Source organism: Archangium sp., from assembly GCF_036277355.1.
Classification (GTDB): domain Bacteria; phylum Myxococcota; class Myxococcia; order Myxococcales; family Myxococcaceae; genus Archangium.
This window is the reverse complement of sequence record NZ_DASUNC010000104.1, coordinates 22,880-35,006: the sequence shown is the minus strand read 5'-3', so window position 1 is coordinate 35,006 and position 12,127 is coordinate 22,880. Positions and strand designations below refer to the sequence as shown.

14 protein-coding genes are annotated in these 12,127 nt (G+C 70.9%); 5 read left to right on the top strand and 9 right to left on the bottom strand.

The window, feature by feature from the left end; all coding sequences use genetic code 11:
- Positions 1-366 precede the first annotated feature (366 nt).
- Complete coding sequence (locus VFZ09_RS27320; protein WP_329730614.1) at positions 367-876, bottom strand: DUF1993 domain-containing protein; 510 nt, start codon at positions 874-876, stop codon at positions 367-369.
- A gap of 26 nt (positions 877-902) precedes the next feature.
- Between VFZ09_RS27320 and VFZ09_RS27315 the strand changes: the two genes are divergently transcribed.
- Together VFZ09_RS27315 and VFZ09_RS27310 are read left to right on the top strand one after the other, a co-directional pair.
- Positions 903-1,031: a hypothetical protein gene (locus VFZ09_RS27315; protein ID WP_329730613.1), complete on the top strand. Its 129-nt coding sequence runs from the start codon at positions 903-905 to the stop codon at positions 1,029-1,031.
- Between the two features lie 166 nt (positions 1,032-1,197).
- Entirely contained in the window at positions 1,198-1,623 is a 426-nt protein-coding gene (locus VFZ09_RS27310) for a universal stress protein (RefSeq protein WP_329730612.1), read from the top strand.
- 4 nt (positions 1,624-1,627) lie between these two features.
- Here VFZ09_RS27310 and VFZ09_RS27305 read toward each other — a convergent pair whose 3' ends face one another.
- The 6 genes from VFZ09_RS27305 to VFZ09_RS27280 form a co-directional block, all read right to left on the bottom strand.
- The gene (locus tag VFZ09_RS27305; protein ID WP_329730611.1) at positions 1,628-2,323 is read right to left on the bottom strand and encodes a YdeI/OmpD-associated family protein; all 696 of its coding nucleotides are present in this window, start codon (positions 2,321-2,323) and stop codon (positions 1,628-1,630) included.
- Between the two features lie 17 nt (positions 2,324-2,340).
- The gene (locus VFZ09_RS27300) at positions 2,341-2,691 is read right to left on the bottom strand and encodes a pentapeptide repeat-containing protein (protein ID WP_329730610.1); all 351 of its coding nucleotides are present in this window, start codon (positions 2,689-2,691) and stop codon (positions 2,341-2,343) included.
- Positions 2,692-2,840: 149 nt separating this feature from the next.
- Entirely contained in the window at positions 2,841-3,545 is a 705-nt protein-coding gene (locus VFZ09_RS27295; RefSeq protein ID WP_329730609.1) for a carbonic anhydrase, read from the bottom strand.
- Positions 3,546-3,547: 2 nt separating this feature from the next.
- The gene (locus VFZ09_RS27290) at positions 3,548-5,083 is read right to left on the bottom strand and encodes a SulP family inorganic anion transporter (protein WP_329730608.1); all 1,536 of its coding nucleotides are present in this window, start codon (positions 5,081-5,083) and stop codon (positions 3,548-3,550) included.
- 209 nt (positions 5,084-5,292) lie between these two features.
- Positions 5,293-6,636 carry a sigma-54 dependent transcriptional regulator gene (locus VFZ09_RS27285; protein ID WP_329730607.1) on the bottom strand — a complete coding sequence of 448 codons (1,344 nt, stop codon included), beginning with the start codon at positions 6,634-6,636 and terminating at the stop codon, positions 5,293-5,295.
- Positions 6,633-8,300, bottom strand: a complete 1,668-nt coding sequence (locus VFZ09_RS27280) for a sensor histidine kinase (protein ID WP_329730606.1) — start codon at positions 8,298-8,300, stop codon at positions 6,633-6,635. Before VFZ09_RS27280 ends, VFZ09_RS27285 begins: the two co-directional genes overlap by 4 nt.
- 144 nt (positions 8,301-8,444) lie before the next feature.
- On the opposite strand from VFZ09_RS27280, the gene VFZ09_RS27275 reads away from it, so the two are divergent.
- Both VFZ09_RS27275 and VFZ09_RS27270 read left to right on the top strand, forming a co-directional pair.
- Complete coding sequence (locus tag VFZ09_RS27275) at positions 8,445-9,119, top strand: DUF4336 domain-containing protein (RefSeq protein WP_329730605.1); 675 nt, start codon at positions 8,445-8,447, stop codon at positions 9,117-9,119.
- 87 nt (positions 9,120-9,206) lie between these two features.
- Entirely contained in the window at positions 9,207-10,121 is a 915-nt protein-coding gene (locus tag VFZ09_RS27270) for an endonuclease/exonuclease/phosphatase family protein (protein ID WP_329730604.1), read from the top strand.
- 1 nt (position 10,122) lies between these two features.
- On the opposite strand, the gene VFZ09_RS27265 is transcribed toward VFZ09_RS27270, so the two are convergent.
- The gene (locus tag VFZ09_RS27265; protein WP_329730603.1) at positions 10,123-10,500 is read right to left on the bottom strand and encodes a hypothetical protein; all 378 of its coding nucleotides are present in this window, start codon (positions 10,498-10,500) and stop codon (positions 10,123-10,125) included.
- Between the two features lie 202 nt (positions 10,501-10,702).
- On the opposite strand from VFZ09_RS27265, the gene VFZ09_RS27260 reads away from it, so the two are divergent.
- Positions 10,703-11,200: a hemerythrin domain-containing protein gene (locus VFZ09_RS27260; protein ID WP_329730615.1), complete on the top strand. Its 498-nt coding sequence runs from the start codon at positions 10,703-10,705 to the stop codon at positions 11,198-11,200.
- A gap of 86 nt (positions 11,201-11,286) precedes the next feature.
- Here VFZ09_RS27260 and VFZ09_RS27255 read toward each other — a convergent pair whose 3' ends face one another.
- Entirely contained in the window at positions 11,287-11,937 is a 651-nt protein-coding gene (locus tag VFZ09_RS27255) for a CHAP domain-containing protein (protein WP_329730602.1), read from the bottom strand.
- Positions 11,938-12,127: the final 190 nt, after the last annotated feature.

Genomic DNA, 12,127 nt, shown 5'->3' with positions numbered 1-12,127 from the left:
GAGCTCGTCCAGCGCAGGGTGCGAGATGGGCTTCCGCTCGCAGTGAGTCCATGAGCCGAAGAGCCGGATGCGGGAATTCCGCACGTCCGGATCCGTGGGGGGCCGGGGAGGTAACTCCCCGGTCTACCCGACCAAGTCTGGCGGCACCGTGCCCGGAGCGCTCCCTCCTGCGCTGGATGGCTCAGCCCAGTTGAAGACGCTCGGGTCTGGGGGAGGTTCCGGCCGCGCTCGGGAGCAACTGGTCCGATGGTCGGACCAGTTGGAACGCCGCGCGGCCGGAAGGTGCCCCGTCCAGTCCCACGGGAGCACCCCTGAGCGCTGGTTCCAATGACCAGGCACGGCAACGTGCCGCGCCGGGCCCGTGCCTCAGCGTCCGCCGAGGAAGTCCGTCTTGCCGACGTCCAGGCCGTTGTGGCGCAGGATGGCGTAGGCGGTGGTGATGTGGAAGTAGAAGTTGGGCAGCACGAAGTCGAGCAGGTAGGACTGGCCCTTGAACTGCAACTCACCGCTGCGCATCTTGAGGACGATGTCGCGCTCCTCGCTGCCGTCGATCTGCGCCGCGTTCACGGTCTGCAGGAAGGCGATCGTCTTCGCGATGCGCTCCTGCAGCTCGGGGAAGGTCTTCTCCGTGTCGGGCATGCTCGGGGCGTCGATTCCCGCCAGACGCGCGGCGCAGCCCTTGGCCATGTCGCTGGCGATCTGGATCTGGAAGGACAGCGGGAGCATGTCGGGGGCCAGCCGGGCGTTGATGAGCACGGACGGCTCGATCTTCTTCGCCGTGGCGTAGGCGACGGCCTTCTCGAGGATGGCCGACAGGTTGCCCAACATGCGGATGAAGACGGGGATGGAGGCCTGATACATCGACAGGGAGGACATGGGGTGGCTCCGGGAGGGGAAGGGAAATGCCGCCCTGGTATGTGGGCCGGACCGGTGCCTGTCAACAGAAGGCGGAGCAGCTCGAGACCGTGCTCGCCTCCTGGGGTGTGGACTCCTCCCGGCTGGGCCAGGACCAGGGGCCGTACCCGTATTGAGTGTGCCCGTGTCGGGTGCTTCACATCGCGTGAACCCGAGGCGGCAGGAATTGCGGGGGAGCCCTGCGGCCCGCAGGCTTTGCGCGAAGGGCGTCACGGAAACCCCTGACACCCCGTGTGGCACGGCCCGTGAAACGGACCCCGAGTCCCATTCAGGGGGTGTGTCATGAAGAAGTTCCTCGTGGGCGTGGATGGCTCCGACCTGTCGCTGCGAGCGCTCCGCAAGGCGGGAGAGTACGCCTTCGGTGTGAAGGCGCAGCTCGTGCTCGTGTATGCACTGGCGCCCATGTCCCATCTGTCGGAGGTGTACACCGGGCAGCTCGCCGATCTGGAGGAGTCCGACCGCAAGAACGGAGAGGTCATCCTGCGCGACGCGGCCCGGATTGCGCGCGAGTCGGGGTGTGAGGTGTCGGTGGTGATGTTGAACGGCAGCCCCGCGGTGGCGCTCGCGGAGCGGGCCGAGCACGACAAGGACATCGACCTGGTGGTGGTGGGCAGCCGCGGGCTGGGGACGATGGCCAGCGCCATCCTCGGCAGCGTGACGGACAAGCTCGTGCGGGTCTGCAAGAAGCCCGTGCTCGTCGTTCACTGACGAGTCAGGGATGCGGCTTCTCGTGCCGGGCGAGCATCTCGACGAACTGGGCGATGCGCCGGGCGCGGGTCTCGGCCTTCTTCGCGGTGTGGACGCGGAACAGCACGGCGTAGCGGTTGGCGGCGTTGAGCGTGGCGAAGAACTCGGCCGCGCGGGGGTTGGCGGCGAGGGCGGCCGACAGGTCCTCGGGCACGGCCGCGCGGCTCGGCGAGTCGTAGGCCGCCTCCCAGCGTCCGTCCTGTTTCGCGCGCTCGATCTGCTCGAGCCCCGGCGGCTTCATCTCGCCCGCCTCGATGAGCGCCAGCGCCTTCTCCCGGTTGATCTTCGACCAGATGCTCCTGGGGCCGCGCGGCGTGAACTTCTGGATCCACGCCGTGTCATCGAAGCGGTCCTTCTGCCCGTCGATCCATCCCCACGCGAGCGCCACCTCGAGCGCCTGCGCGTAGGTGACGGACTCGATGCCGGAGTCCTTCTTGGCGAGCTTCAGCCACAGGCCGCGCGAGGACGCATGGTTCCTGGCGAGCCAGTCCGCCCAGTCACGTGGCTTCGCGAAGGCGATGATCGGCGTCTCCTCGGCGGGCGTCTTCTTCTCGGCCGGCGCCCTGGCCTTCGCGGGTGCCGGTGCCTTCGCGGGCGTCTTCTTCGTCGCGGCCTTCTTCGTCGCGGCCTTCTTCGCCGCGGCCTTCTTCATCGGGCTCATGTCGGGACTCGGTGGACTCAGGAGCGGGACTTCTTGCGGCTGGGGCGCTCGCCCCCGTCACCGTTGAATCCGGAGACGCGCATGCCGAGCGACTGAGCCAGGAGCCCGGCGGTCTCGACGGGCACGTGGGTGCCCTTGAGGCGGTTGTTGGCCGGGTCCAGGAATGCGCCCGTCGCGGTGGAGAAGTCCGTCTGGGTGAGGTTGCAGCCCCGGAAGTTGCTGCCCGTGAGGTCCGTCCCGGAGAAGTCCGCTTCCGTCAGGTCCAGGTCGAAGAAGTTCGCCTCCTGGGCCGAGCAGCGCAGGAAGGCCGTCTTGGCTTCGTCTCCTTCCAGCGGCTCTCCTGCAACTGGCACCGCTGGAAGGTGCACCGGTAGAACTCCTTCCGGCCCAGGTCACTCCCTTGGAGGTCCAGGTCCGTGAAGGTCTCGTTCTCGAAGGAGTCCTCCCGGGCGAGCCGCTGTGCGTCCATGCCGCCCATCCTAGGAGGGGCGGCGGTTTTTCCAAGCGCTGGATGCGCTCAGGCGGCGGAGTGCGACGTCTCCGCGGAGCCGCCGGCCATCTCCATCTCCTTGAGCATCCGCTCCCCCTCGAGCTCGTCGATGGGGGTGAAGCGCTCGACGTCCGGGCGGTAGGCGTGCACGCGCGCCTGGCCGATGTCGAACCACCAGCCGTGCAGCCGCAGCGTGCCGGCCGCCAGCCGCTCGCGCACCAGGGGGTAGGTCTTCAAGTGCTCGAGCTGCTGCAGCACGCTGTACTGGCTGAGCCGGTCATACGGGGGCAGGCCCGCGCCCAACTTCCCCCCGCGCTCGAAGGCGGCCAGGGCGGGGCGGCCCACGTCCAGCCAGCTGCTGAGGTTGGGCGTCTTCTGGTCGTTGTACCCCGAGAGGATGGCCTTCATGGCGCCGCAGCCGGAGTGGCCGCACACCACGATGTCCTTCACCGGCAGGGTGAGCAGGGAGAACTCCAGGGCGGCGGCCTCGGAGCGATCGCTCAGGGACATGCCCATGGCGTCCGAGGGGGGCACCATGTTGCCCACGTTGCGCATGACGAAGAGGTCCCCCGGGTTGGTGGACGCGAAGAGGTTGGGCACCACCCGGCTGTCGGAGCAGGCGATGAAGAGACAGTCCGGCGTCTGTCCATGGGCCAGGCGCGCGAAGGTGGCGCGGTAGGCGGGAAGGCTGTGCCGCTGGAAGTCGAGGAGTCCTTGAACGAGCTTCTTCATGATCAAGCGCTTTCCGAAGAGAGGGTGGGGGAAACAGACACAGCGGACTTGTTGACGGGAGTGGAGCCCTTGCGCGTCCACACCTCCTCGAGCGGCTCCATCCACACCTTGCCGCCCGTCTTGCGATGGTTCTGACACCAGCTCTCGAGGGCCTCGTAGCCGGAGTGGTCGAGCGTCTCGACGGCGAGGTCCAGCTCCACGTGGGCGCCGGTGGGCACGGCGGCGAGCGCGGAGGACAGCTGGGGCACGCCCACGAAGGTGAGGGCGCCGCCCACGCGCACCTGGTGCACCTCGCCCTGCTTCTTCACGTCCACCTGCACGCGGCCCAGCCGCCACAGCAGCCGCGCCACCGCCACCGCGAAGCCCAGGGCGATACCGGCCAGCAGGTTGATGCCCACCACGCCGGCCACCGTCACCACGTACACGGACAGCTCACCGCGCTTCCGCAGCTCCTGGATGTGGTGCAGGTTGACCAGCTTGGCGCCCACGTGGACGAGCAGGCCGGCCAGCACGGTGAGGGGCACCAGGCCCAGGTGCGCGCCCAGCAGGGACACGAAGAGCAGCATCCACACGCCGTGCAGGATGGCGGAGGCGCGCGTCCTGGCGCCCGCGGAGATGTTGGCGGCGCTGCGCACGATGACGCCGGTGATGGGCAGGCCGCCCATCAGGCCGGAGAGCGTGTTGGCCATGCCCTGGGCGAACAGCTCCTTGTCCAGGTTGGCGCGCGGGCCGGTGTGCAGCTTGTCCGTGGCCACCGCGCTCAGCAGCGACTCGGCGCTGGCCACCAGGGCCAGGGAGAACACCGCCGCCGCGAAGGCGCCCCAGTTCGTGGGCAGCGCGGGCAGCTGGATGCTCTCGAAGAGGCTGCCGGTCAGCTCCACCCGCTTCACGTCCGTGCCCCACACGGCCGCGGCCACCGAGCCGGCCACCACCGCCACCAGCGGGCCGGGCACCTTCTTGAGGGCATTGTTGGGCATCACCTGCCAGAGCACCAGGATGCCAATCGTGACGAGGCCCAGGAGGGTCGCCGGGCCGTGCAGGCCGGCGATCTGCCCGGGGAGCTCACGCAGGTTGGCCCAGGCGTTGGACTGGGGCGCGCCGCCCAGCACGATGTGCAGCTGGCCCAGCACGATGAGGATGCCGATACCGGCGAGCATGCCGTGGATGACGGCCGGGGAGATGCCCAGCGCCGCGCGCGCCACCTTCATGCCGCCGAGCGCCATCTGGATGAGGCCCGCGGCCGCCACCGCGGCGCACGTGGCCGCGAAGCCCAGGTCCTGGATGAAGCCGAACACCATCACCGCCAGGCCGGCCGCCGGGCCGCTCACCAGCAGCGGCACGCCGCCGAAGAGCCCCACCACCAGCCCGCCCACCACTCCGGCGATGAGCCCGGACATGATGGGGGCGCCCGAGGCCAGGGCGATGCCCATGCACAACGGCAGGGCCACCAGGAAGACCACCAGGGAGGCGGGCCCATCACTGGCCAGCACCGCCCGGAGCGAGCCGGCTTCACCGGCCTTCTGCTCGTTGGACTTCATTCTCTCAGCCTCCACACCCAGAAGGCGGCGTGCTCCCCGGGAGGATCACGCCGCGTGTCCGCCCCTACAGGGCAAGGGCCGTGCCAAGGGGTGTGGAGGGGGGCTTCCCTCGGAAGCGTGTCGAGGGAGGCCCGGAGGACTTCAAGAAATTTGAAGTGGGGCCCGGCGGCGATGAAAGAACCTTGAACCGCCTGCCTGCTCTCCGCGGCCTACTCCTCGCCGAGCTTGCGCAGGAAGGTGGGGTAGGAGATGCCGAGCGCCCGGGCGGCATCCATGCGGCGGCCTTCCAGGCGCTCGAGGACATGGCGCACGTACCGCCGCTCGACCTCCTCCAGGGGAGGCGGGGGGCCGGCCACGACGAAGGCGTGGGGGTCGGACAGCTGGGCGGGGCCGCCGGGACGGGGCGCGAGCGCCTCCAGCTCCAGGTTGGGGCCGGGCTCGAGCACCAGGGCGCGCTCGAGCACGTTGCGCAGCTCGCGCACGTTGCCGGGGAAGGGGTAGCGCCCGAGCCGCTCGCGCGCGGCGGCGGAGAAGCCCACCGGGCGGCGGCCCAGCTCCGCGCACAGCTCGGCCACCAGCGACTCGGCCAGGGGGAGCACGTCCTCGCGGCGCTCGCGCAGCGGGGGGATGTCCACCTTGAAGACGCTCAGGCGGAAGTAGAGGTCCTCGCGGAAGCGGCCGGCGGCCACCTCCTGGTTGAGGTCCCGGTTGGTGGCGGCCACCACGCGCGCGGTGCTGCTCAGCTCGGTGCTGCCGCCCAGCCGCCGGAAGGCGCCCTTGTCCAGGAAGGTGAGCAGCTTGGCCTGCAGCGGCAGGGGCAGCTCGCCCACCTCGTCGAGGAAGAGCAGGCCGCCGTTGGCCACCTCCACCAGGCCGCGCCGGGCGGTGCGCGCGTCGGTGAAGGCACCGCGCTCGTGGCCGAACAGCTCGCTCTCCACCATGGTGTCCGGCAGGGCGGCGCAGTTGACGTGGACGAAGGGCCCCTGCTCCTCGCGCAGCACGTGCAGGTGGCGGGCGAGCACCTCCTTGCCCACGCCCGTCTCCCCCAGCAGCAGCACGGGGCTGCGCGGCGAGGTGGCGATGCGCTCGAGCATCTGCAGCGTGTGGCGCATGGCGGGCGAGCGCGGCACCTGCATGCGGTGGCGGCCGCCCAGCGCGCTCTCGGCGCGGCGCAGGCGCTCCTGCAGCTGCACGTCCTCGGCGGCGCGGCGGGCGCGCAGCACCAGGTCATCCAGCTCCACGGGCTTGGAGAGGTAGTCGCGCGCGCCGGCCTTGATGGCCTCCACCGCGCTGGCGATGTCCCCGTGCGCCGTGGCCATGAGCACCACGGCGCCGGGGACGAGCGTGCGCAGCTCCGGCAGGAAGGCGAGCCCGTCCCCATCCGGGAGGCGGCGGTCGAGGATGACGAGGTCGGGGGCCTCGCGGGCGAGGGCGGCGCGCGTCTCGTGCAGGGAGCGCGCGGTGCGGACGCGGAAGCCCTCGTGGGTGAGCACGGAGGCGGCCAGCGAGGCGAAGCTGCGGTCGTCATCCACCAGGAGCAGGGAGGTGCTCATGACATGCTCTCCAGGGGCAGGCGCAGGGTGAAGCGGCTGCCATCGGGCAGGCGGGTATAGGTGAGGTGGCCCCCGTGGGACTCCACGGCGGTGCGGGCCATGGGCAGTCCCAGGCCCACGCCCTTGGCGCGCGCGGTGGCGAAGGGCTCCCACAGGCGCGGCTCGAGGTCCGGGTCCACGCCGCCCGCGTTGTCCTCCACGCGCACGACGGCCTCGGTGTCCTCGCGCGCGAGGCTCACCCGCACCCACGGCGAGGGACGCAGGCCCGTGTCGTGCGCCACCGCGCCCGCCTCCACGGCGTTGCGCACCAGGTTGTCGATGGCGGACACCAGCAGCGCCGGGTCGGCATGCACGGTGAGGCCCTCGGCCAGGTGCACCTCCAGGGCCACGTCCTCGGCCTCCGGCAGCAGGCGCACCGACTGGAGGGCCTCCTCCACCAGCAGGCGCAGCTCGCAGGAGCGGCGCGCGGGGGCGGCGCGCGGGGCGCCGAAGGACAGCAGCGAGCGGGCCAGGTGTCCCAGCCGCTGTATCTGCGAGCGCAGGACGGGCAGGGCCACCTCTCCGGCGGAGGCGGCGGGCTTCATCAGCGAGAGGGCCGCCTGGATGCCGTTGAGGGCGTTCTTCACCTCGTGGGCGATGAGCTGGCTGGCGGCGCCCAGCGCGGCCATCGTCTCCTGGTGGCGCAGCCGCTCCTCTCCGGCCAGCAGCGTGCGGTACGAGCGCCGCAGCAGGAAGGTGAAGAGCAGCAGGGTGCTGCCCAGCAGGGCCACGTGGAAGAGCAGCTGCCCGAGGAAGCGCCGCCGCAGCCGGGCGATGTCCCGCTCCTCGTCCTCCAGCACCGCCAGCAGCAGGTTGTTGACGCCCTGGAAGGGGACGCGGGCCGCCGCGCCCAGCATGTGCGTGTCGTCCAGCACGATGGGGCCGGGGGCGTCCGCCAGGGCCCGCACGCGCGTGGCGAGCTCCGCGTTCCAGCGGAAGCGCGGCGGGGGCACGGGCAGCAGGAGCTGGCCCTGCTCGTCCAGCAGCAGCGACATGTCCGCGCCCCCCGAGCGCACGCCCGGCAGCGGACGGGCTCCCGCGCGCAGCTCGCCCACCAGCAGGCCCGTCACCTTTCCTCCGTGCCGCACGGGCACCGCCACCACCAGCGGCCCGTCCGTCCCCTCCAGCAGGTGGATTTCCGACACGCCCTCCTCCAGCACCCGGCGGAACCAGGTGCGGGACGTCAGCGGCGAGGCCCCCAGCGACATCTGCGGCGGATCACTCCACACGCGGCGCCCCGAGGCGGTGAGCAGGGCCACGCCCTCGGAGAAGAGGGGCGAGTGGTGGAAGGCGTTGTCCAGCATGGCCGCCTCCAGGCCGGAGGGGCCGTCCTCGGGGATGAGCTGGGGGTGCTCGGCCAGCCGGCGCAGCTCCGCCTCCAGCAGTCCGAGGTGCACGCCCAGCGCCTCGGCCTGCACCTGGGCCTGGCTGGAGAGGTTGCCGAGCACCTCCTCGCGGGCATTTTGAAGGTCCTCGCGGTAGCCGAGCAGGGGGCTGGCCAGCGCGACCACGCCGAGCAGCGCCAGTCCCACCGTGGCGGAGCGCCCGGCCCGCTGCTGGGTGCGCGCGAGCTCTCCGAGGGCGGAGGACAGGGAGGGTCCTGGCAGGGGAGGGGGTCGCGGCATGGGGCGCATCATGCGCCAAACACCCCGGGGGACGTCTTCTTTCCGTGCGGTGGCCCCGCCCCGGCCGTCGCGGGGAAGAATGCTGGCGCGTCTTCCCGCCCTGGGGTGGATTCGGGGGAGCCGGTCGACACAAGGAGCCATGCCATGCTGCGCCCGCTGTCCGATGACCTCTTCGTCCTGGATGTGCCCTTCCGCATCGGGGGGATGGCCCTGGGCGGCCGGATGACGGTGATCCGCCTGCCGGACGGAGGCCTGTGGCTGCACTCGCCGGTGAAGCTGGACGCGGAGACGAAGGGCGCGGTGGATGCGCTGGGGCCGGTGCGCTTCCTGGTGGCGCCCAACACCATGCACCACCTGTCGCTGGGGGACTGGGCCGCGGCGTACCCGGCGGCGAAGGTGCTCGCGCCCGCGGGGCTGCGCGCGAAGCGGCCGGACCTGCGCATCGACGTGGAGCTGTCGGACGTGATGGACGTGGGCCAGTCGCCCACGCTCGAGCTGCTGCTGGCGCACGGCATCCCCAAGCTCGAGGAGTTCGCCTTCTTCCACCGCCCCAGCCGCACGCTGCTGCTCACCGACCTGGCCTTCAACATCCACGAGACGCCCTCGTGGCTGACGCGCACGTACCTGAAGCTGTGCGGGGCGTACGGGAAGCTGGCGGCCACGTGGCTGCTCAAGTCCATGGTGAAGGACAAGGCGGCGCTGCGGGCCTGGAAGGAGCGCGTGCTCGGCTGGGACTTCGAGCGCGTGGTGCCGTGCCACGGCCAGGTGCTGGAGAAGGGGGGCAAGGAGGCGCTGCGCGAGGCCTTCGCGTGGGCGTAGGGGCGCGCCCGCCTGGTTGCCCTCCGGCCTGACTCGCAGGGGGAGGGAAGACGGTGCGGGGGATTGCTGACATCATCGCCCCCTTCCATGCGAATCGACCGACTCCTGGCCGGCCTGTTCCTCGCGAGCTCCCTCGCGTGTGCCTCCTCCCCCTCGTCCCTCCGCGCCGACGCGGCACAGGTGACGCTCTCGGCCCCCGGGGCCCTGGCGGTTCCCGTGTCCTCACGGGGCGAGGGCGATCTGCGGGTGATGACCTTCAACATCCAGTCGGCCATTCGCGGCCTGGACAAGGTGGCGGAGGTCATCCGCTCCGCCTCGCCCGACATCGTCGCGCTGCAGGAGGTGGACGTCGGCTCGCATCGCGCCAACGGGTTGGATCAGCCCGCCGAGCTGGCCCGGCGCACCGGCCTGAAGTACTTCGCCCACTTCCGCACCACCAGCCTGTACGGCGGTGACTACGGTGTGGCGCTCCTTTCCCGCTTCCCGCTGGAGTCGGTGGAGCAGCACCCGCTGCCGGTGGAGACGGGCACCGAGCCGCGCACCGTGGCGCGCGTCAACATGAAGGTGCACGGGCAGGACGTGAGCGTCTATGTCACCCACCTCACCCGGCGTCCCTTCAACGGCGGCGTCCGCGTGCGTCAGAGCGCGGCCATCATGAAGCTGATGGCGGCGGATCCGCGGCCCAAGCTGCTCATGGGGGACATGAACGACACGCCCGACTCGGGCTCGCTGCGGCTCTTCAAGCGCGAGCTGGCGGACGTCTTCGAGCTGCGGGGCGAGGGGAGCGCGGACACGTACCCGCTGCCCGTCATCCCCAACCTGCGCATCGACTACGTGCTGGCGAGCGACCGTTTCATGCCCCGGCACAGCAAGGTGTTGCGCGTGAAGGCGTCGGACCACTACCCGGTGGTGGCGGATCTCACGCTGCTCGAGCCCGCGAAGGCGCCCTCCGCCGAGGTGGTGGAGCGTCCGCACGAGTCGGCTTCCGCCAGCAGCCCGTAGCTCACTCGAGCTGGAGGCCGCAGTCGCTGCACGCGCCCCGCACCAGGGGCGCCGCCGTACCGCATGCGGGGCAGGGAGGCTCGCCCTCCTCGGGCACCGCCCGCATGAGCTGTCCCTCGGGGACGAGCCCCTCGCGCTGGAGGGTGTCCAGCCAGCGCTGTTGGAGGAGGCCCGCGACGCGGGGCGCGTCCTCGGGGCGCACGAGCACCTGGAACTTCGGGGAGCACGAGGGCTTGCTGCACGCCTCGCGGTGGACGAGCGCGGGCACGCCCTCGGCGAGGCATGCCTCCACGAGCCTGCGGGCGTCCGCGAGGGACGCCTCCACGCATGGCACCACTTCCGCGTCCACCAGGGCCTTCTCTGCGTCGTGAGGAGTCATCACGGCTCCCAGTGAACCGCAGCCGGGGCACCACCGTCCACGGTTTCGGAGTGCTTCCGTCCGGCCGGGGAGCGGGGGGGCAGGCGTGGGGAGGCGTTTCCACGGGGGAAGGATCTTCCCGTTGGCGTCTCCACGCACCGTGTCGAAGTTAGGCCGGTCAGAGAACGCTCACACAAACCCACGCAGGAGTGGAGACACCATGGTGGACGCCATCGAGTTGTTGAAGCAGCAGCACCGCGAGGTGGACGAGCTGTTCGAGAAGTTCGAGAAGGCCAGCGAGGGCAAGGGCGAGCAGGTGTTGCTGGACCTGTTCGCGCGCATCGCGGACAACCTCGCGGCGCACGCGACCATCGAGGAGAAGCTCTTCTACCCCAGCGTCTACGTGGGCCCCACGGCGGACAAGCTCCAGGAGGCGGTGGAGGAGCACCTGGCGGTGAAGCGGGTGATCGCGGACCTGCTCGACATGGACCCCTCCGACGCGCAGTTCAAGGCGAAGATGAAGGTGCTCCAGGAGATGGTGGAGCACCACGTCGAGGAGGAGGAGAAGGAGCTCTTCAAGAGCGTGAAGAAGCTCATGACCAGGGAGGAGCTGGCCGTCATGGGTGAGCAGCTGGAGGTCATGTTCAACGAGCTCATCCAGACCGAGCCGCGCATGCAGGTGCCCCGCGAGACGGACGAGGCGGCGCCGCTGCCGCAGTAGAGACCCGGTAGTGGTGACCCGGTAGTGGTGACCCGGGAATCCCGGGCCGGACGCGCCCCGTGGAGTTATCCACGGGGCGTGCGTCGTCAAGGCGAGGTGAACCACCGCTGGTCCACGGTGGCGAAGCCCGCGAGCAGCTCTCCAGCCAGCCGCGGATAGGTGGCCTTCTTCTCGGGGCGGCGCAGGTAGTCGTTGAGCACGCGGCCCTTCGCGTCCCGGCGGAGGGCGGGTTGGTGCAGGTGGAGCTTCGCGCGCTTCACACCTCCGCCCGCGCGGTGCACGAAGGTGACGGTGCCGTCGCGGTCCACGCGCTCGACGACGCCGATGTGCGTGAGGCCGTCGTTGCGCCGGCCGTCGCGGTTGCGGTCATACGTCTCGCGGAAGAAGACGAGGTCTCCCGGGCGAGGGGTCTCGTGGAGCGAGCCGAGGCTCCTGGCCTTGCGGTAGATGGCGGCCACGCCGTTCTCACCGGGGAGGGTGCGCTCGGGCAGGAGGCTCAGGCCGCGTTTGCGGTAGGCGAGGTTGGCGAGGCCGGAGCAGTCATCGTTCACGGAGTGGCTCACCCTGCGCAGGGAGGGAAGGCCCACCCAGAGGGAGGCGCGGGCGGCGGCGCGGCTGGCGAGCATGCCGGAGGTGTTGCGGGTGCTCCGGCTCGAGGAAGCGCGGCGAGCGGCCTCGGCATCGGGACCCCAGAGCATGACACCCATCAAGGCACACAGCAGGAAGGCACGGTGCATGCCCGAGGCCCCTCAGCAACCGGCGTGCCCCTGACATTTGACGGGGCTGCTGTCCACCCGGAGACGGCCGGGGACCCCTCGTGTGTCCCGCGGGTGTGAATCGCTCTGCCCAGGCTGTGCTGTGGATGTCCCTGCGAGGCGCGCTGGGTGGCAGCCGAGGTGTTGTGAACAAGACGACAGGCGCGCTCGC